Below are 18,702 nucleotides of genomic sequence, written 5' to 3' on the forward strand. Positions count from 1 at the left end.
CGGCCCACCTGGCCGTTTCCTGTGGGGGCGGGGTTCCCTGCGGTCGGGGGGGGGGGGGGGGGGGGGCCCGGGGGCACGGCCCCCCCCCCGCGCCGATGCACGAGCCACGGGTACGGGGGGAACCCCGGCTCTGTGCGACGGCCGATGACCAGTCGGCTCACTCAGTACTGCGTCGCCGCCGCCGAAAACGTCACACCCTGCGGGAAAAAACTTCAGGGACTTCCAAAACCGCAGGTCACAGCGACGCGTAAAGGTCAAAGCACGCTGTAGGTGGGGCTGGGCGAGGCGCCGGGCAGGTTCGGCAGCAGGGGCGCGAAGCCGGTCGGGGCGGGTGTGGTCCCGCCGTTCTGGTGGTGGTCGTTGCCCTTGTCGCCGCCGTCGCCGTTGCCTCTGCCCGGCCGGCCGTCCTCGTCGCCGCCGCCCTGGCCTTTGTCGCCGTTGTCCGCGCCGTTGTCAGCGCCCTTGTCGTCGCCGGAGACGGCGTCCTTGCCGTTCGGGCCGGGGCCGAGGACGGCCTTGCAGAACTTGTTCACCCGGCCGGCGCCGCCCGCCAGGCCCTCCAGGGCGCGCTTGCGGTCGGCGCCCAGCGGCTTGCCGTTCTGGATCGCGCGGCAGGACGTCAGCGCACCGCTCCACCCGCCGGCCGAGATGCCGGGCGGACGGGTGCTGCGGTTCCTGGGCTTGCCGGACGGGTCGGGCGAGCTCTGCCCGGCGCCGCCGGAGGTGGCACCGGAGGTGGGCGTGCCGGTCTCGCCGCCGAGCAGGGACTCCGGCGAGGACGTGCCCTGCGGGCGTTCGGGGGTACCGGCTGCCGAGACGGTGGCGGCCGGTCCGGGATGGTTGTCGTCGAACGGCGTCGGCAGCACTCCGCTGCCGGCGGCCACCGCGACCCCGCCGAGCATGCCGGCGGTGAGCGCGGCGGCGAGTCCGAGCCGTGCCGGGCGGGCCCAGCCCGGGACCCGGGTCGGCCGGGAACCGGCACCGATACGGAAGAGTCCCGCGTCGGCGCCCCGCCCGCGCGTCCCCGGCCGCACGCCCTGCGCGGACCATGCGTCCTGGCCGGTCCGGGCGTCCTCGGCGGATTCACGCGCTTTGCGGAAGGCAGCCAGCGCGGCTTCCTCACCGGGGAGTTCGGCGGCGGCCGGCGTGGCCGGCGCGGAGAGCGCGCCGAGCGTCCCGGCGAGGCGTTCTGCCTGGTCACGGGCGGAGGCGTCGACAGCTTCGAGCGACTCACCGCGCAGCAGACGTTCCGCCGTCACCCGGTTCAGCCACTTGTACCGCTCGTCGGCCATCACATGTCCTTCTGCGTCCGCGAACGCGTATGCGTCACACTCGCGGACGTCACCGCACGTTCATTCGGTTCTCGCTGGGGCGGAAGCGCGTCGAGTACGCCCGCCTTCTCCGGATCGGCGCCGAGCATCTCCGCGAGTCTCTTCAGGCCCCGGTGGGCTGCCGTCCGGACGGCACCGGCGCGTTTGCCGAGGGTCTCGGCGGCGGTCTTGGCATCGAGGCCCACGACGACCCTGAGGACGACCGCCTCGGCCTGGTCCTGCGGCAGCCGGGCGATGAGGGAGAGGGTGGAGTCCGTGGTCAGTGCCTCTATGGCCTCGCCGGCGGTGTCGGACTCGGCGGCCCGGCCGGTCAGTTCCGTCTCGTCGCCGCCGATCGCGGGGCGGCGGCCGCGCATCCGTATGTGGTCGAGGGCACGGTTGCGGGCGATCCGGGCGGCCCAGCCGCGGAACCGGTCCGCGTCGCCGCTGAACCGGTCGAGGTCACGGGCTATCTGGAGCCAGGCCTCGGAGGCGACGTCCTCGGCGTCCGGGTCACCGACCAGCGTTCGGACGTATCCGAGCAGGCGTGGCTGGACCGCGCGGTAGACGATGCGGAACGCGGTCTCGTCCCCGTCCTGTGCCGCACGCACCGCGGCGGTCAACTCCGCGTCGTCCCCCAGCACCCGATACCTACTCTGCGCCTAAACCGGCGCCGCTCTCGCGGACGTGGTCCTCGCCGTTGTGGTTCCTCAATTGATGGTTGCGGTAGTCGGGACGCGGATGGTTGCGGTGGTCATGCGTCCACCGCGGCCCGGCGCGAACTGCACGTTACGCACTGAAACCGTTCGCCGTCCACGTCCGTACAAAGTGCAACTAACTCGTGACGCCGTGGGGTGTGACAGAAAACGCACTCATGGCGCTGAACAGAGTACGGGCCGCCGCGCGGCCCGTGCCGCGCGACGGCCGGGGCCTCTCCTGTGGGGGGTGGCGGCCCCGGCCGTTGCTTCGGTCTCCCCGCCCTGAGCCGGGGCTTCGCACGAATCCCGGGGACCGGCACGACCGGCGCGTGACCGGCGGGCCGGACGCCTCGGCCACGGCGGAGCCCGGTGAGACGGGCCTCACGTTCGCGGAAACCTCCATGAGGCTCTTCCCCGCGTCTGCGGCATGATCCGCCGGACAGGCCCTAACCGCCGAAGGGCCCCCGGCCGCCGAAGCCGCCGCCGTGTCCGTGTTCCTCGGACTCGGTGGGTGCCGTGGTGGGTGCGGTGGAGCCGTCGGCGGCCTTGAAGCCGGCCTTGTCCAGAGCGGACTGGAGGGACGCGGCGTAGCTCTTGCTGGTGAAGGTCGCGCCGCTGACCGTGTCGATCGCGGCGCTCTGCTTGGCCAGGACGCTCTGCCGCAGGGTCGGCACCGCGGCATTGCTGATCTGCACGGACTGGGGCTCGTTGCTGGGGATCTGGAGTGCCTTGACGTCCGTGATCTTCCCGCTCTTGATGGTGACCTGCACCTGGGTGTTGCCGAACTGGGTGCTGACGACCGCGCCGGTGGCGGTGGTGGTGGCGCCGCTCTTCTTGACGGTCGCGCCCTGGCTCGTCGACGAGGAGGACGAGGAGGACGAGGACGCTATCGCCGGGGTGAGCTCATGGGGCTTGAACGTCAGCACGGCCGTGGTGCCGATCACGGTCGAGACCAGAACGATCGGGGCACGTCGCATGGGGTTCTCCAGAGGGGGTCGAGGGGGCTGTGGCCGGTGCGGGCGGTCAGAACGCGAAGTCCTCGTGGTGGATGTGGCCGGCGGGCACCCCGGTGTCCCGGGCGGCGGCGACGACCGCGCGGGTGAAAGCGTCGGGTCCGCAGACGAAGACGTCCCGGCCGGCGATGTCGGGGACCAGGGTGTGCAGCGACGGTGCGTCCAGCCGGACCGCCTCCCGCGGACCGGTCACCGTGTGCAGCAGACCGCGGCGTTTGGCGACCAGGCGCTCGAACTCGTCCAGGTGGGCGATGTCCTGGGAGTGACTGCCGCGCAGCAGGACGACGACATGGGTGTCCGGAGGCAGGTCGTCGAGGAGGGCGCGCACGGGGGTCGTGCCCACACCGGCGCCGACGAGCAGGACGTTCCGGGACCGGCGTGCGTCGGCGGTGAAGACCCCGTACGGGCCCTCGAACGCCACCCTGGTGCCCGGGGTCAGCCGGGACAGGGCCGTGCTGTGGTCACCCAGCTCCTTGACGGTGATGCGGAGATGATCCGCCTGGGGCGCGGCCGACAGCGAGTAGGGATGGGCCTGCCACCACAACTCGCGGCGCAGGAACCGCCACATCATGAACTGGCCGCCCGCCGTGGGCAGTTTCTCCAGCCGCCGACCGCTGAGCACGATGGACCAGGTGTGCGGCCCCACGGACGACACCTGGGCGACGCGCAGGTCGTGCCGGACGGATCGGTACAGCGGGAGCCCGACCCGGAAGGCGAGGACGACGACCAGGGTCCCCACCCACAACGAGGTCCACCAGGCCGTGGCCAGCGGGTGCCCCACGAACGGCGCCCCCGTGTCGATCTGGTGGACGAACGACAGGCCGAGACCCAGGTAGGTGTAGAGGTGGACGGCCCACCAGGTCTCGTACTTCAGCCGGCGTCGGGCCCGCCGGTAGGAGGTGACCCCGGCGGCCAGCAGCAGGGCGCCGCCGACGGTGGCCGACAGGACGCCCGGGTAGGTCCACAGCAGTTGGCCGATCTCCGCCAGGATTCCGGTCCGCGCCGCCCGTGCGTATCCGACGGTGATCAGCACGGCATGGGCGAGCAGCAGGTACAGACCCCAGGGCGCGAGCCGCCGGTGCCAGACGATCAACCGGTCCTGGCCCAGGGCGCGTTCCAGTGGGGGGATGCGTGCCGAGAGCAGGACGACGACGACCATGGCGTAGCCGCTGAGCATGCCGGTGACCCGACCGAGTGCGGTGGCGACACCGCCCGGCGCGTTCAGGGCGCTGACGGTCTGGGCGCCGATGCCGAGCGCGAGCGAGATGCCCAGGCCGAGTCCGGCGGCCGCGGCCAGCGCGTCGACGACGAGCGGGCGCCGGGGGGCGGGGTACTTGCGGGGCGTCCGTGCGAAGTGCCGGGAGGACGGGGGGACGGACGGCGGGGGCCAGTTGCGCGGCCGGACGGGCGGCTTGGGCGGAGGCTGCGGGGAGAGGCGGGGCGCGGTCATCGGGACTCCTCCGCCAGGTCGGCCAGGGGGAAGCCCGGGGTGAGATACACGCGTTCGTCGTCCAGCACGGTCATCGCCTCGTATCCGTCGAGGGTCAGTGTCCAGTCGGCGGCCCCGCGTCCCATGGCGAAGGCCGCGGTCGCGTACGCGTCCGCGGTGCCCAGGTCCGGGCCGCAGACGGTGACGGACAACAGCCCGCTGGGGGCGGTGCGCAGGTGCGGGTCGATGATGTGCGCGCCGCGCTCGTACGTTCCCGAGGTCGCCACCGCGAGGTCGGTGCCGTGCACCACCGCGGCCACGGCGCCACGGTCCTGGGGGTGCTGGATCCCGATCCGCCAGGGCGGACCGTCTCCGTCTCCGCTGCCGCCGGTGCCGCGGCTGCCCCGGCTGACGACGTCCCCGCCCGCCGTCAGACAGAAGTCGGTGAGCCCCCGCGCCACCAACGTGTCCGCGGCCCGCTGCACCGACCAGCCCTTCACCAGGGCGGACGGATCCAGGACCCCCGTCGCCCACACGTCGAAGTACCCGGCCGTCTCCCGGCGGAGTTCCTCGCACCTGCCGAGCACCCACTCCACCTCGGCGCCCGCCAGCTCCGGCCTCAACTCCCCGCGCCCGATACGGGAGATGGCGCTGTCCAGGCGGTAGGTACTGAAGAGCGCGTCGACCTCGTGCAGCCAGCGCACCACGCTGTCGGCACCCGACGCGGCCTCCTCCTTGCCGCAGTCGCGCAGATCGATGGAGACGACGGTGCCCATCACGTGTTCGACATGGACGTGCCGTGCGGACAGGTCGGTCGCAGAGTCGGCATGACCTTGAACGCTGCTCATGAGGCTCCTCGGGGGCCGGCGGGGGGGTGCGCCCACCTTGCCGACCGGACCTCTCAGTTCGCTCTCAGATCAGGCCGGATACGGGCACTTCGGCCGATTTCAAAGAGGAATCTCAGGCAGCACCGGCTGCGACCGGGGCTCGCCGCCCCGGGCCCCGTCCCTGCTGTCGACGACCTGGCAGGTCAGGTCGCCCGTGCACGCTCCAAGGGACGATCACGGCGACGTCACACACGCGAAGCTGAGATTCGCCTGAGATGTACGGGCCCGAGGCGCGGGCCCGGAGCAACGGGGTGCCGACGCGGATCCGAGAGCCCGTCGGGAGGACCCGCGTGCAGGATGCCGGCCGCGCCGAGGAGGGAGCGCGCCGGGCTACGCCGGTGACGAGAGCCGGAAGGCCGCGTTCTTCAAGGCATCGGGCACCGGCGATTCGATCACCGTGGACAAGCCGCCGGTCGCGCTGTGGCCCATGGACAGCTCCGTGCGGCGGCTGTAAGGACCGGCCGCCGGGCTGTCGGCCCTGCTCCTGGTGTGCGCAGAGCCGCCCGGCTCCGGCGCCGGCGCGAGCCGACGCGGCGAAGAGCAGCGCCGGTCGGCTGGGAGGGCATCGACGCGGTCACCCCTCGCCGCAACTCGTCACCGGGCCGAACCGGGCAGTCACCCGCCGAGGAGCTGGGCTTCGAGGTCGAGGATGGCGCCGAAGGCTCCCAGGTGCTCCTTGCTGATCTGCGCAGCGCCCGGGACGGTGGCGGCGTGGGTCCAGTCACGCTGCAGTTCGCACATCACGGCGTTCCAGGTGATGGGGTGGATGCCCTCACCGACCATGCGCCGGACGGCCATGTCGTGGGCCTCGGGACTGGTGCCGGCCGAGGCGTCGGTGACGGCGTAGACCTCGTACCCGTCGTCCAGCGCGGCCAGGGCGGGGTAGACCAGACAGATCTCGGACCACAGCGCGGCGACCACGAGCTTGCGGGCGCCGGTCTTGCGTATGGCCTTGACGACGTTGGCCTCCTCCCAGGCGTTGATCGCGGTGCGCTCGATCACCTTCTGGTCGGGGAAGACATCGCGGATCTGGGAGATCATCTGACCGCCCCGGTTGGACAGGACGTTGGTCAGGACGGTCGGGACGCCGAACAGCTTGGCCACCTTCGCCAGGGCCGTCACGTTGTTGACCACGGTCGTCGTGGGGTTGCTGTTCACGCCGCCGAGCATGGAGGGCTGGTGGTCGACGAGCAGCAGGACCGCGTTCTTGGCGGTGATCGGATCCCAGTGGCGACGCGGCGCGGCGGCCGGGCTCGCACCGGTCGACGCGGCGCGCGCGGTGCCCGCCCCCGCGACCACAGCCGCCGCGCCTGCGGCCGAAGCGGCCAGAACCGAACGCCTGCCTTCGAAACGAGACATGAGGCATCTCCTATGAAATGTGGGGTATGGGTCTGTCATCCCCTTTGGGGCGACGTGGGGATCGTAGCCACGGAACTACCTGCACAGACGGCTGACAGCCCCTCCACACCCCGACATGTGCCCCCGCATACCTGGCGAGGCCCAGGCAATTGCCAATGTCCGTGAATCGGTTGCCGTTTCGCCGGAAATCTGCTGCTCAAGACGCTGCTTCTCACCGGGACGGCCGCCAGTCGTCCCGGCGCCGGGGTCGCGCCCGGTGCGCGCCGATGTCGCGGGCGGCGCGGAAGGCGGTCATCGCCCGCTGCTCGCCCGCGGTGTCGGCGCCGTCCTCGCGGAGGGCGGCGGCGAGCAGGGCCTCCAGCGGCGGGGCGGCGGGGTCGGGCACCGTGGCGCCGGGGTGTGCGTGCCGACGGCCGCGGTCGGCGTCGTGGCTGTGCCGTTCACCCATGTCCCGGTCCCTCCTTCTGCGGCGGCCGAACGTCGTGACCGCCTTCTGACGTCCGTCACCCGCGGTCGGCGTTCAGTTCGGCTCCGCCGTCGTCCCGTCCGTGACACCCAGCCGCCGGGCCAGGGCCTTCAGCCCGCGGTGGGCGGCCGTGCGCACCGCGCCCGGACGCTTGCCGAGGACCCGGGCCGCGGCCGGGCCGTCGAGGCCGACCACCACCCGCAGCAGCACGGCCTCGGCCTGGTCGCGGGGCAGCGAGCGGACCAGTTCCAGGGCACGTTCGGTGGAGAGCGCCTCCAGCGCCTGGTCGTGGGTGCTGTGGCGGGACGGCAGGTCCAGCAGGTCGTGCTCCGGCGCCGACGGCCGGGGCCGTACCCGCTGCCGGCGCAGATGGTCCAGGGCCCGGTGCCGTGCGATGGTCGCCGTCCAGCCCCGGAAACCGGCCCCGTCGCCCCGGAACCGCCCCAGGTCCCGGGCGATCTCCAGCCAGGCGTCGGCGGCCACGTCCTCGGCGTCGTCCCCGACGATCCCGCGGAGGTAGCCGAGCAGACCGGGCTGCACCAGCCGGTAGGCGACCGCGAAGGCCGCCTCGTCACCCTCCTGGGCGCGCGCCACGGCCGCGCCGAGCTCGCCGTCGTACGCCTGTACGCGGGTTTCCCCTCCCTGGCCCAACGCGAACCTCGTCCGTGCCGAGTGCGGACCGGGCTCGGCCGAACCCGAACCCGTGCGGTGCCGGGCCGTGCATCATCTGCGGTGGTGTGCACGGCTCTTACGATCACCAGCGCCGCACCGCACGGAAATGTCACACAGGAAGGTCACAGCCGGCGGCGGCTCAGCCGGCCGAGTCCACCGGTTCCGGGGTGCGTTCCTGCGCGGCCTGCGGGGTGGGTGCCCGGCCCGCGTTCACGACCACCCCGGCGATCAGGGCGCCCAGCAGCAGCGCGGCCATCGCCCACCAGGTGGCCACGTTGAAGCCGTGCACCGCGGCTTTCGCCGCCAGCAGCGTCTTGTCCGGGATGCTCGCGGCATGCGCGGTGGCGTACCGGGTGGTGACGCTCGCGGCGATGGTGTTGAGCAGTGCCGTACCGATCGAACCGCCCACCTGCTGGGCGGTGTTGAAGGTGGCCGAGGCCGCGCCCGAGTCCCGCGGGGCGACGTTGCCGGTGGCCAGGGAGAGGGAGGTCATCATCGCCGTGCCCATGCCGAGGCCGAGCATCAGCATGCCGGGCAGGATGTGCGAGGCGTACGCCGGCTCGACCCCGACCTGGGCTATCAGCGCCAGCGCGCCGGCCGCCAGCAGCAGTCCGGGCACGATCAGCGCGCGGGGCGGGACCCTGTTCAGCAGCCGGGCGGCGACCTGGGTGGAGCCGGTGACCATGCCGACGGTGATGGGGAGATAGGCGACGCCGGTCTTCACGGGCGAGTAGCCGAGGACGCGTTGCATGTAGTACGTCAGGAAGAGGAAGACGCCGAACATGCCGACGGTCACCAGCAGCACGGTGAGGAACGCGCCGATGCGCTGCCGGTCCCGTACGACGGTCATCGGGAGCAGCGGGACCGGGGCGCGGGTCTGCCAGTACCCGAAGAGGCCGAGCAGGACGACCCCGCCGATCAGCAGCGTCAGGACCAGGCCGTCGGTCCAGCTCCGGGACTCCGCCTCGGAGAAGCCGTAGACCAGGGCGAGCATGCCGGCCGAGCCGAGCAGGGCGCCGGGGACGTCGAGGCGGGCGTCGGGATGGCGGCCGCCGCCGGGCAGCAGGACCAGGGCGCCGGCGAACGCGACGAGTGCGATCGGCACGTTGACGTACAGGCACCAGCGCCAGTCCAGGTACTGGGTGAGGAAGCCGCCGGCGAGCAGCCCGACCGCGGCGCCCGCGCCGATGATGGCGCCGAAGATGCCGAACGCCTTCCCGCGGTCCTTCGGGTCGGTGAACGTCGTGGTGAGCAGCGACAGCGCGGCCGGGGCGAGCAGCGCGGCGAACACGCCCTGCAGGGCCCGGGCCCCGAACAGCATCCCCTGGTTCACCGCGGCCCCGCCGAGCGCGGAGGCGGCCGCGAAGCCGACCAGGCCGGTCATGAACGCGACCCTGCGGCCGGCGAGGTCGGCGATCCGGCCGCCGAGCAGCAGCAGTCCGCCGAAGGCGAGGGTGTAGGCGGTGATCACCCATTGCCGGTTGCCGTCGGACATGTGCAGAGCGACCTGGGCGGAGGGGAGCGCGATGTTGACGATGGTCATGTCGAGCACGACCATCAGCTGGGCCAGTGCGATGACGACCAGAGCCCACCAGCGTCGGTTGTCGGCCATGGGCCAATCGTGCTCCCCCGCCGACCACTTGGGAACGCCCGCGTCTCTTATTACGGTGTTTTTGCCGACGGCGACGGCGACGGGGCGGCCCGGCGCCGCTACCCCAGCGCGTCCAGGCAGAGCAGCCGCAGCGAGCCGTGGCCGCCGTAGCAGCGCCGGGCCTCGTCGATGGGGTCCCACAGCCGGCCGTCGGGGGTGCGGATCCAGTGGTCGCCGCCGGACGCCCACCACTCGGCGCCGGCATGACGGACGATCACCTCGCCGGCGTAGGCCCCGAGACCGCGCAGCATGTCCCGCACGGCGTCGTACGGCGCGCCCTCCCGGCGTATCTCCTCGATCACCCGGTCGACCCGCCACAGGCTCGGCGCCGAGTAGTCGAGCCGGACCCGGGCGCCTTCGCGGATCATCGCCACCGCGTCCGCCGCCCACCGGGCCGGTCTGGCGGCGGCGTGCGGCCTGGTCTGCTGCTGCGCTGTCCCGTGGTGGGGTGTCACGTAGTGGGCTGTCACATAGGGAAGATCCAGGCCGGCGGCGGTTTCGTCACCCGGATTCGGCGCTGTTCCCGCAACTGGCGCAGGACCCGCGCACCGCCCTCACGAATGGTTCACCCGAGCCCGCGGGCCCGGCGGGACACCACCGCACGCAGCACCCGGCGGCCCTCGGTGGAGACGTCCAGCGCGCGGCGCAGCCCGGCCGCGCCGTGCCCCGCGAGCAGTTCGAGCACCGTGACCTGGCGGCGCAGTTCGGCGGCGACCAGCGGGGACATGCCCTCGGTGCCGCCCTCGCGGCGGCTGTCCACCGAGGGCGCGGCGTCCTCGGCGGGGTCGAGGAGCCGGTGGATCTGCAGCGAGGCGACGGAACAGCCGTCGGCCCACAGGCGGATGCCGGCGGCCTCCTGCGACGCGGGCGCGGCGTCGAGCATCCGCCGGGCGAGCACCTCGGCCTCGCCGGACCGGTCGCCGGTCGCCTCGCCGGCGCCTAGCGAGCCGCGCGCCTTCTCCAGTCCGGCACTCCAGTCGGAGCCGTCGGCGAGGCTCGCCCACAGCGGCCGCAGCACCAGGTCGTCCCCGCCGAGCAGCGGCACGCACCGATCCAAACAGGCCAACCCACTGGCGGCCAGTCCGCGTTCATCGGCCTGAGCGATCAGCTCCACCAGGCTCATCCCACGCCTCCCAGAAACGGTACATACCAAGGTCCGACATGCACGGAGCCCGTACTTTCCCCGACTGCGTGCGACGGTACGGCAGTGTCACACAGGCAGGACACCCAGGACCCGGAGGAGTCCGAAGAAAGGGTTTTCAGCCAACGGTGCGTCCGGGTCGGGGTCGGCGGTCAGTGCGGCGAGAAGCGCCTCGGCGGTCACGGCGTGCCCGGCCTCGACGGCCCAGGCCACGGCACGCTCGGCGGCGTCGCGGGGGTCGAGGAAGTAGTCCTCCAGGGACAGGCCGCGCTCGTCGGCCGCCAGGAAGCGGGCCGCGGCCGCCCGGCCCAGGCAGGTGGTCCAGCCGCCGCTCTCCGGCGCCGCCGCCTCGACGACCACGCAGGCGCCGTCCATCACATAGCCGAACAGCGCCGGCGAACCGGTGCGCGCGGCGAGGGCGTTCATGCTGCCGACGTCGGCGCCCGGGCTGTCGTACTGCCACACCCGCCAGCCGTCGGGGCCCGAGGTCCGCAAGGCGCCCCCGGCGGACGGCGGTTCGCCCCGGCCGACGACGAGATATCCCCAGTAGCCCATGTCCGTCCCCCAGTCAGTGGTCCCGTGCCGAATACACCACGGGCATACGGGGGCACACCAGACGCGTGCGGGCGTGCGGACGGCCGTGCGTCAGAGCGCGGCCGGGGCGGTGCCCGCCAGCGCCTTCTCGTGCTGCATCCGGGTCAGCCGCACCACGACCAGGATCGCGAGCACGGCGGCGGCGATGTCCAGGGAGTCCGAGGCGATCAGCCGCAGGGCGCCGTCGCGGACCTGGGCGGCGCCCTCGGCGTCGTCGCCGGAGACGGTCGTCGCGATCTGGTCGGCGAACAGCGAGGCCAGCCACAGCGTCCACCAGGCGTTGACCAGGGTGTGCGAACGGGTCGTGCCCCAGGGGGTGCTGGCGTCCCAGATGTCGAGGGTGATCCGGTGCGGGTACCAGAGGTTCACGACCGGCACGAACCAGCCGCCGATCGCCCAGCCCGGCGACTTGCGGTGCCCGAGCGGGTTGAACACCTGGGCGTTGGCCCGCACCCGCTGGAACCAGGTCAGGTACACGATCGCGCAGGCGATCAGCGAGCCGGCCTGGGCACCGGCGGCGACACCCAGCAGCCGGTCGGCGCGGTCGGCCCGGCGGAACGCGGCGGCGCCGGTCTCGCCGTCGGCCAGCGCGCCGGTGGCGTCGTACTGGAGGAAGTCCGCCCAGACGGCGAACAGGTCGGCGGCGACGACCACCCCGAGCAGGACGACGGCGGCCCAGCCGAGGCCCACCGGCGAGCGCAGCCACTGCCCCGGTGTGCTTCCGAAGACCGGGGCCGGCTCCGGTGAGTCGCCCAGGCAGCGGTGGCACAGGGTGGCGCCGGGCGCGGCGGCGAAGTGGTGGCAGCGGGCGCAGATCAAGACGGTTCCCCCGGGACGCGGCAGTGCACGGAGCCCTCCCCAGGCCCGCGCGCGGAATGCGGAACATACGGCCCGTCACCGCCGGACGTCCACCCGTATTACCTCGCCCCCCAGGTCAGCCCAGCCGGTTCGCGAGGTTCTTGAAGTCCGTCCAGGACATCGTCGGGTTGCCCGGGTCCCACAGCTTCTGGATCGTGGCCCGCAGCGGCATCCGGATGCCGGCCGCGACCTGGTCCTGGGTCTGGGAGTTCGCGAGGTCGCACCAGACGGCGAAGGAGCCGCCGAGGACCTGGGGTTCGTACCGCGCGGCCACGGCAGAGGTGCCGCGCAGCATGCGCGGGATCCACTGCTCGTAGATCCGCTGCCCGGTCGGATAGACAAAGGCGTTGGGCTCGCCGAGCACGTAGTACAGGTACTCGTCGTTGTAGTTGAGCACCTTGCGGCCCGCCCTCAGGTACTCCACGGGCTGCCGGGCGCCGTTCTCCTTGCCGGTCCAGTAGCCGACCTGGAGGTCCTCGGCGGGCTGCACCGAGGTGCCCCTCAGGAAGCCGTCGTTCCAGACCCGCATGGTCCGCTCGTGGGCGCGGACGGTGTCGGCGCGGTCGTCGAGCCAGCCCGTGGTGAGGTCGGCGACGGTGCCCGCGGCCCCGTACGCCTGCCGGGCGGCGGCCGCCAGCTGCGGGTAGGAGGTCTGCGGGTCGGCGACGGTCAGGGCCTGGTACTCGTCGCCGCCGAGGTTCCAGTAGGAGCCGGGGAACAGGTCGGCGTACTCGTCGAGCAGGTCGTCGACGAGCTTCGCCGAGGCGTCCTTCGAGATGTCGACGGCACCCTTGGTGGGCACGCCCTGCGCGTTGCGCAGTTGCAGCTCCGGGTGGGCGGCGAGGACCGCGCCGAGGTGTCCCGGCGAGTCGATCTCCGGCACGACCTGGATGTGCCGGGCGGCGGCGAGCGCGACGATCTCCTTCACCTGCGCCTTGGTCAGGTGGTCCCGGGAGACGATCTCGGGGTGGGTGTCGGACTCGATGCGGAAGCCCTGGTCGTCGGAGAAGTGCAGCCCGAGCTCGTTGTACTTCAGGTCGCCGAGTTCTCGTATCCGGGACTCTATCCAGCCGGCGGTGAAGGGCTTGCGCGCGATGTCCAGCATGAATCCGCGCTGCGGCTTGGCCGGCTGGTCCCGCACGACCCCCTCCGGGGCCGTACCGCCGCCGTGCACCTCCTGCTTCAGCGTCCGGGTGCCGTAGAAGACGCCCGCGTCACCGGGCCCGCTGATCCGCACCGACCCGCCGCGCACGGTCATGGTGTACGACTCCGGGTCCCCGCTGCCGCCGAGGTCGAGCCGCAGGTCTCCCGGCCTGACGTCGTCGTCCGCGCCCTTCTGCCCAGCGTACGACAGCCCCAGCTCGCCCGCCGTCAGCCGCCCCTCGTCGACCAGCGCCGCGTTGCTCACCACGACCCGGCCGCCCCGCTGCGGGCGCCAGCCGGGGCCGCGGGCGGCGGTGTGGGAGCGGACGGCGGGGATGGTGCGGGGGGCCTGGGAGAGGGGGTAGCTGCGGGTGGGACCGGGGGTCGCCGCCGCGGAGCGCCCCGCGGACGAGGCCGCCGACGCGCTGCCGGAGGACTGCCGGGCCGCTCCGGTGCCGCTCCCGCCGTCACCGCCGCCCGAGGAGGCCCACACGCCGATGCCCGCGGCGAGCGCGACGGTCCCCGCGAAGGCCGCGGCGACCACCACCGCCCGCCTCCGCGCGGCCTCTCGTGTCGACGGCCTGCGCCTGTGCTGGCTCACAGCTACAACTTACGACGCACCCGCCGCACAGCCGTCACCGACTCAATCCGAAACTCTCCCGTTCGGGTGAAATTCAGGCAACCGACGGACACACCGTGAACGTCCTCGATAACGTCAACGACACATCTCTCACAGCATCCCCTGCCACACCGCACGTGACACGAGGACCCACGCTGCCCGCCCACCGCCTGCCCCACCTCCCCACCCCGCTGGACGCCTTCAACGCCGCCCCCGACGACGAGGCCGGCGCGCTGCTCCTGCACTGCCTGCACAGCCTGCGCTGGTCCCACCGGATCGCCGACCACCGCCCCTACCCCGACGTCGAGTCCCTCCTGGCGGCGGCCGACGAGGCGGCGTACGACCTGTCCCCGGCGGACCTGTCGGAGGCCCTGGCGGGCGAGTGCCTCCCGGAGCTGCCCGCGGACACGTACTCGGCGGCCCACACGGCCCTGACGGCGGCCCACGCGGCCTACGAGGCCAAATTCGGCCACGTCTTCGTCATCTACCTGGGCGACACCCCTCCCGCCGAATCCCTGGACCGCGTCCTGGAGGGCATCCGGTCACGTTTGACAAACGATCCGGAGGAGGAACGAGTCATCGCAGCGGAGGAGCTACGCCGCCTTGCAAGCGAACGGCTGGTGTCCTACCTAAGGGGCGCGGGGAACTGCGCGACCAGCCACGCACGGCCCGCACCCGGCAAATAACAGGACACCCCACCCCAGATGCCGCACGGCTAACCCATACGCGTGCCACTTTGATCACACCGGTAGGCCCGGCGTAAGCCCAGCGCTAGCGCATCGCTACGATGCTGGGGGCCGGTGGACCGTACCCGGCCGGGCCCGACCGACAGCACAAGCCGGCGCGGCCCCAATCCCCGCTCCCGGAGGGACTTCCGTGCCGGCTGGAACGCTGTACCGCGGCCGGGAAGGAATGTGGTCCTGGGTGGCTCACCGAGTCACCGGCGTCCTCATTTTCTTCTTCCTGTTCGTTCACGTGCTGGACACCGCTCTCGTCCGCGTCTCCCCCGAGGACTACGACAAGGTCGTAGCCACGTACAAGACGCCGATCGTCGCACTGCTGGAGTACGGCCTCGTGGCCGCCATCCTCTTCCACGCCCTGAACGGCCTGCGTGTGATCGCCGTCGACTTCTGGTCGAAGGGCCCGCGCTACCAGAAGCAGATGCTCTGGACGGTCGTCGGTGTCTGGGTCGTCCTGATGGCCGGGGCCATTTACCCCGTTCTCGGCCACGCCGCTCGTGTCCTGTTCGGGAGCTGACGCAGATGTCGACCACTGAAACCACCGCCGGCGTCGGCCCCGTCGAAGGCGCCCCGCTCTTCAACGTGGACAACCCGGCCCCCCTCATCGAGGCCCCGCGCAAGCGCACCAAGAAGACCCCGCGCTCCACCCGCGGCAACTTCGAGATGGCCGCGTGGCTGTTCATGCGCCTGTCCGGTGTCGTGCTGGTCGTCCTGGTCCTCGGCCACCTGCTGATCCAGCTGGTGCTCGACGGCGGCGTGTCGAAGATCGGCTTCGCGTTCGTGGCCGGCCGCTGGGCGAGCCCCTTCTGGCAGGTCTGGGACCTGCTGATGCTGTGGCTCGCGATGCTGCACGGCGCGAACGGCCTGCGCACGATCATCAACGACTACGCGGAGCGCGCGAACACCCGGCTCTGGCTCAAGGGCCTGCTCTACACGGCCACGGTGTTCACCATCCTGCTGGGCTCACTGGTGATCTTCACCTTCGACCCGAACATCCGCTAGGCACGGGGCTGCGAGAATCATGAAGATCCACAAGTACGACACCGTCATCGTCGGCGCCGGCGGCGCGGGCATGCGCGCGGCCATCGAGTCGACGAAGCGCAGCCGCACCGCGGTCCTGACCAAGCTCTACCCCACCCGCTCCCACACGGGCGCCGCGCAGGGCGGCATGGCCGCCGCGCTGGCCAACGTGGAGGAGGACAACTGGGAGTGGCACACCTTCGACACGATCAAGGGCGGTGACTACCTGGTCGACCAGGACGCCGCCGAGATCCTGGCGAAGGAGGCCATCGACGCCGTCCTCGACCTGGAGAAGATGGGCCTGCCGTTCAACCGGACGCCGAACGGCACCATCGACCAGCGCCGGTTCGGCGGTCACAGCCGCAACCACGGCGAGGCGCCGGTCCGCCGGTCCTGCTACGCGGCCGACCGCACCGGCCACATGATCCTCCAGACGCTGTACCAGAACTGCGTGAAGGAGGGCGTGGAGTTCTTCAACGAGTTCTACGTCCTCGACCAGCTGATGACCGAGGTCGACGGCGTCAAGCGGTCGGCGGGTGTCGTGGCGTACGAGCTGGCGACCGGCGAGATCCACGTCTTCCAGGCGAAGGCCGTCATCTACGCCTCCGGCGGCACCGGCAAGTTCTTCCGGGTCACGTCCAACGCGCACACGCTGACGGGCGACGGCCAGGCGGCGGTCTACCGTCGCGGGCTGCCGCTGGAGGACATGGAGTTCTTCCAGTTCCACCCGACCGGCATCTGGCGCATGGGCATCCTGCTGACGGAGGGCGCCCGCGGTGAGGGCGGCATCCTCCGCAACAAGGACGGCGAGCGCTTCATGGAGAAGTACGCGCCGGTCATGAAGGACCTCGCGTCCCGTGACGTCGTGTCCCGGTCCATCTACACGGAGATCCGGGAGGGCCGCGGCTGCGGTCCCGAGGGCGACCACGTCTACCTCGACCTCACCCACCTCCCGCCGGAGCAGCTGGACGCGAAGCTCCCGGACATCACCGAGTTCGCGCGCACCTACCTCGGTATCGAGCCGTACACGGACCCGATCCCGATCCAGCCCACCGCGCACTACGCGATGGGCGGCATCCCGACCAACGTCGAGGGCGAGGTGCTGAGCGACAACACGACGGTCGTCCCCGGCCTGTACGCCGCCGGCGAGGTCGCCTGCGTGTCGGTGCACGGCGCCAACCGCCTCGGCACCAACTCGCTGCTGGACATCAACGTGTTCGGCCGCCGGGCGGGCATCGCGGCCGCCGAGTACGCGCACGGCCACGGGTACGTGGAACTCCCGGAGAACCCGGCCGAGTTCGTCGTCTCCCAGATCGAGCAGCTGCGCACCTCGACGGGCAACGAGCGGGTCGCCACGCTCCGCAGGGAGCTGCAGGAGACCATGGACGCCAACGTCATGGTGTTCCGCACCGAGCAGACGATCAAGACGGCGGTCGAGAAGATCGCGGAGCTGCGCGAGCGCTACAAGAACGTCTCGATCCAGGACAAGGGCAAGCGGTTCAACACGGACCTGCTGGAGGCGATCGAGCTGGGCAACCTGCTCGACCTCGCCGAGGTCATGGCGGTCTCCGCGCTGGCCCGCAAGGAGTCCCGCGGCGGTCACTACCGCGAGGACTACCCCAACCGCGACGACGTCAACTTCATGCGCCACACCATGGCGTACCGCGAGGTGGGCGACGACGGCACCGAGTCCATCCGTCTCGATTACAAGCCGGTCGTCCAGACCCGCTACCAGCCGATGGAGCGTAAGTACTGATGGCAACCCCCGTTCTGGACAAGGCGGACGCGGCCGGCCAGCCCGAGCCCGGCTTCGCCGACTCCCCGTACATCACGGTCACCTTCCGGGTCCGCCGCTTCAACCCCGAGGTCTCCGCGGACGCCGTCTGGGAAGACTTCCAGCTGGAGATCGACCCGAAGGAGCGCGTCCTCGACGGCCTCCACAAGATCAAGTGGGACGTCGACGGCACGCTGACCTTCCGCCGGTCCTGCGCCCACGGCATCTGCGGCTCGGACGCGATGCGGATCAACGGCAAGAACCGTCTTGCCTGCAAGACCCTCATCAAGGACATCAACCCCGAGAAGCCGATCACGGTCGAGCCCATCAAGGGCCTCACGGTCCTGAAGGACCTGGTCGTGGACATGGAGCCGTTCTTCCAGGCGTACCGGGACGTCATGCCCTTCCTCATCACGAAGGACACGAACGAGCCCACGCGCGAGCGTCTCCAGTCGGCCGAGGACCGCGAGCGCTTCGACGACACCACGAAGTGCATCCTCTGCGCCGCGTGCACCTCGTCGTGCCCGGTGTTCTGGAACGACGGCCAGTACTTCGGTCCGGCCGCCATCGTCAACGCGCACCGCTTCATCTTCGACTCGCGTGACGAGGCGGGCGAGCAGCGCCTGGAGATCCTGAACGACCGCGACGGCGTCTGGCGCTGCCGCACGACGTTCAACTGCACGGACGCCTGCCCGCGCGGCATCGAGGTCACCAAGGCGATCCAGGAGGTCAAGCGGGCGCTGATCACGCGCCGCTTCTGACCGGACGCCGCACCGGCAACCCCACGAGGGGCCGTTCCTTCCCAGCGACGGGAGGAACGGCCCCTCGTCGCTTGCGGGCCCCTTCCGCGTGTCGGCCGCCGGTGCGGGTGCGCGGTTCTAACCTGACGGTATGTCAGATGACGAGTCGTACGAACTGCTCGGGTTCGACAATGTGGTGATGCCCGTCGGGAGGCTCGCGGACGCCGTCGCCTTCTACGAGCGGGCCGGGTTCACGGTCGGGTTCCGGTTCGACGAGGGCGGCATCGCCCTGCTGAAGGTCGGGGGCGAGACGCCCGGGATCCTGTTGCGGGCCGAGGAGGGGCTGGGGCACCGGCCGGCGGTGTGGGCCTCGCCGCGCGTGTGGCTGGAGGTGCCGGACGCCCGGGCCGCGGCCCGGCGGTTCAAGGAGGCCGGGGTCGCCGTGCTCGACGAGCCGTTCTCGGTGGCCACCGGCTGGACCGTCGAGGTCGCCGACCCCTGGGGCAACATCCTCGGTTTCACGGACTACAGCAAGCGGCCGGAGCTGGCGCGGCGAGGGTGAACGGGGTCACTTCGCGGCCGAGTTGA

The 18,702-nt window shown here is 71.8% G+C and carries 20 protein-coding genes; 6 read left to right on the top strand and 14 right to left on the bottom strand.

The genetic code is table 11. From position 1 onward, the window contains the following. Positions 1-254: 254 nt before the first annotated feature. The 14 genes from ACWGKQ_RS05700 to ACWGKQ_RS05765 form a co-directional block, all read right to left on the bottom strand. Positions 255-1,292 (bottom strand): hypothetical protein, encoded by a 1,038-nt coding sequence (locus ACWGKQ_RS05700; protein WP_453290593.1) that lies wholly within the window; start codon positions 1,290-1,292, stop codon positions 255-257. Continuing rightward, the gene (locus ACWGKQ_RS05705; protein ID WP_453290594.1) at positions 1,292-1,954 is read right to left on the bottom strand and encodes an RNA polymerase sigma factor; all 663 of its coding nucleotides are present in this window, start codon (positions 1,952-1,954) and stop codon (positions 1,292-1,294) included. The genes ACWGKQ_RS05700 and ACWGKQ_RS05705 overlap by 1 nt, the downstream gene beginning before the upstream one ends. Positions 1,955-2,454: 500 nt before the next feature. After that, positions 2,455-2,985 (bottom strand): FMN-binding protein, encoded by a 531-nt coding sequence (locus ACWGKQ_RS05710; protein ID WP_453290595.1) that lies wholly within the window; start codon positions 2,983-2,985, stop codon positions 2,455-2,457. A 46-nt stretch (positions 2,986-3,031) separates the two neighbouring features. Then, a complete protein-coding gene (locus ACWGKQ_RS05715) occupies positions 3,032-4,471 on the bottom strand; it encodes a ferredoxin reductase family protein (protein ID WP_453290596.1) in 1,440 nt (479 codons plus the stop codon). Beyond that, positions 4,468-5,298 (bottom strand): FAD:protein FMN transferase, encoded by an 831-nt coding sequence (locus ACWGKQ_RS05720; RefSeq protein WP_453290597.1) that lies wholly within the window; start codon positions 5,296-5,298, stop codon positions 4,468-4,470. The genes ACWGKQ_RS05715 and ACWGKQ_RS05720 overlap by 4 nt, the downstream gene beginning before the upstream one ends. A 654-nt stretch (positions 5,299-5,952) precedes the next feature. After that, the gene (locus ACWGKQ_RS05725; RefSeq protein WP_453290598.1) at positions 5,953-6,696 is read right to left on the bottom strand and encodes a hydrolase; all 744 of its coding nucleotides are present in this window, start codon (positions 6,694-6,696) and stop codon (positions 5,953-5,955) included. A 211-nt stretch (positions 6,697-6,907) separates the two neighbouring features. Further along, positions 6,908-7,144: a hypothetical protein gene (locus ACWGKQ_RS05730; RefSeq protein WP_453290599.1), complete on the bottom strand. Its 237-nt coding sequence runs from the start codon at positions 7,142-7,144 to the stop codon at positions 6,908-6,910. A gap of 72 nt (positions 7,145-7,216) precedes the next feature. Then, positions 7,217-7,813, bottom strand: a complete 597-nt coding sequence (locus ACWGKQ_RS05735) for an RNA polymerase sigma factor (protein ID WP_453290600.1) — start codon at positions 7,811-7,813, stop codon at positions 7,217-7,219. A 160-nt stretch (positions 7,814-7,973) separates the two neighbouring features. Then, positions 7,974-9,446, bottom strand: a complete 1,473-nt coding sequence (locus ACWGKQ_RS05740; protein ID WP_453290601.1) for a DHA2 family efflux MFS transporter permease subunit — start codon at positions 9,444-9,446, stop codon at positions 7,974-7,976. 98 nt (positions 9,447-9,544) lie between these two features. Then, positions 9,545-9,955, bottom strand: coding sequence for a hypothetical protein (locus tag ACWGKQ_RS05745; protein WP_453290602.1), 411 nt, complete (start codon positions 9,953-9,955; stop codon positions 9,545-9,547). A 95-nt stretch (positions 9,956-10,050) separates the two neighbouring features. After that, positions 10,051-10,608 (bottom strand): hypothetical protein, encoded by a 558-nt coding sequence (locus ACWGKQ_RS05750; RefSeq protein WP_453290603.1) that lies wholly within the window; start codon positions 10,606-10,608, stop codon positions 10,051-10,053. Positions 10,609-10,695: 87 nt separating this feature from the next. Next, positions 10,696-11,181 carry a hypothetical protein gene (locus ACWGKQ_RS05755; protein WP_453290604.1) on the bottom strand — a complete coding sequence of 162 codons (486 nt, stop codon included), beginning with the start codon at positions 11,179-11,181 and terminating at the stop codon, positions 10,696-10,698. Between the two features lie 90 nt (positions 11,182-11,271). Next, positions 11,272-12,039: a DUF4328 domain-containing protein gene (locus ACWGKQ_RS05760; RefSeq protein ID WP_453290605.1), complete on the bottom strand. Its 768-nt coding sequence runs from the start codon at positions 12,037-12,039 to the stop codon at positions 11,272-11,274. A gap of 115 nt (positions 12,040-12,154) precedes the next feature. After that, entirely contained in the window at positions 12,155-13,822 is a 1,668-nt protein-coding gene (locus ACWGKQ_RS05765; protein ID WP_453290606.1) for a beta-N-acetylhexosaminidase, read from the bottom strand. 155 nt (positions 13,823-13,977) lie between these two features. Between ACWGKQ_RS05765 and ACWGKQ_RS05770 the strand changes: the two genes are divergently transcribed. The 6 genes from ACWGKQ_RS05770 to ACWGKQ_RS05795 all read left to right on the top strand — a co-directional run bounded on the left by ACWGKQ_RS05770 (position 13,978) and on the right by ACWGKQ_RS05795 (position 18,676). After that, positions 13,978-14,526, top strand: a complete 549-nt coding sequence (locus tag ACWGKQ_RS05770) for a 2-oxo-4-hydroxy-4-carboxy-5-ureidoimidazoline decarboxylase (RefSeq protein WP_453290607.1) — start codon at positions 13,978-13,980, stop codon at positions 14,524-14,526. Positions 14,527-14,716: 190 nt separating this feature from the next. After that, complete coding sequence (sdhC, locus tag ACWGKQ_RS05775) at positions 14,717-15,097, top strand: succinate dehydrogenase, cytochrome b556 subunit (RefSeq protein WP_043406142.1); 381 nt, start codon at positions 14,717-14,719, stop codon at positions 15,095-15,097. 5 nt (positions 15,098-15,102) lie between these two features. Continuing rightward, positions 15,103-15,582, top strand: coding sequence for a succinate dehydrogenase hydrophobic membrane anchor subunit (locus tag ACWGKQ_RS05780; RefSeq protein WP_351714984.1), 480 nt, complete (start codon positions 15,103-15,105; stop codon positions 15,580-15,582). Between the two features lie 19 nt (positions 15,583-15,601). Further along, positions 15,602-17,356, top strand: a complete 1,755-nt coding sequence (sdhA, locus tag ACWGKQ_RS05785; RefSeq protein WP_453290608.1) for a succinate dehydrogenase flavoprotein subunit — start codon at positions 15,602-15,604, stop codon at positions 17,354-17,356. Further along, positions 17,356-18,135 (top strand): succinate dehydrogenase iron-sulfur subunit, encoded by a 780-nt coding sequence (locus ACWGKQ_RS05790; protein WP_046729767.1) that lies wholly within the window; start codon positions 17,356-17,358, stop codon positions 18,133-18,135. The genes sdhA and ACWGKQ_RS05790 overlap by 1 nt, the downstream gene beginning before the upstream one ends. A 130-nt stretch (positions 18,136-18,265) precedes the next feature. Continuing rightward, entirely contained in the window at positions 18,266-18,676 is a 411-nt protein-coding gene (locus ACWGKQ_RS05795; RefSeq protein WP_453290609.1) for a VOC family protein, read from the top strand. The last annotated feature ends 26 nt before the right edge of the window (positions 18,677-18,702 follow it).

Source organism: Streptomyces sp. NPDC054770 (assembly GCF_053611985.1).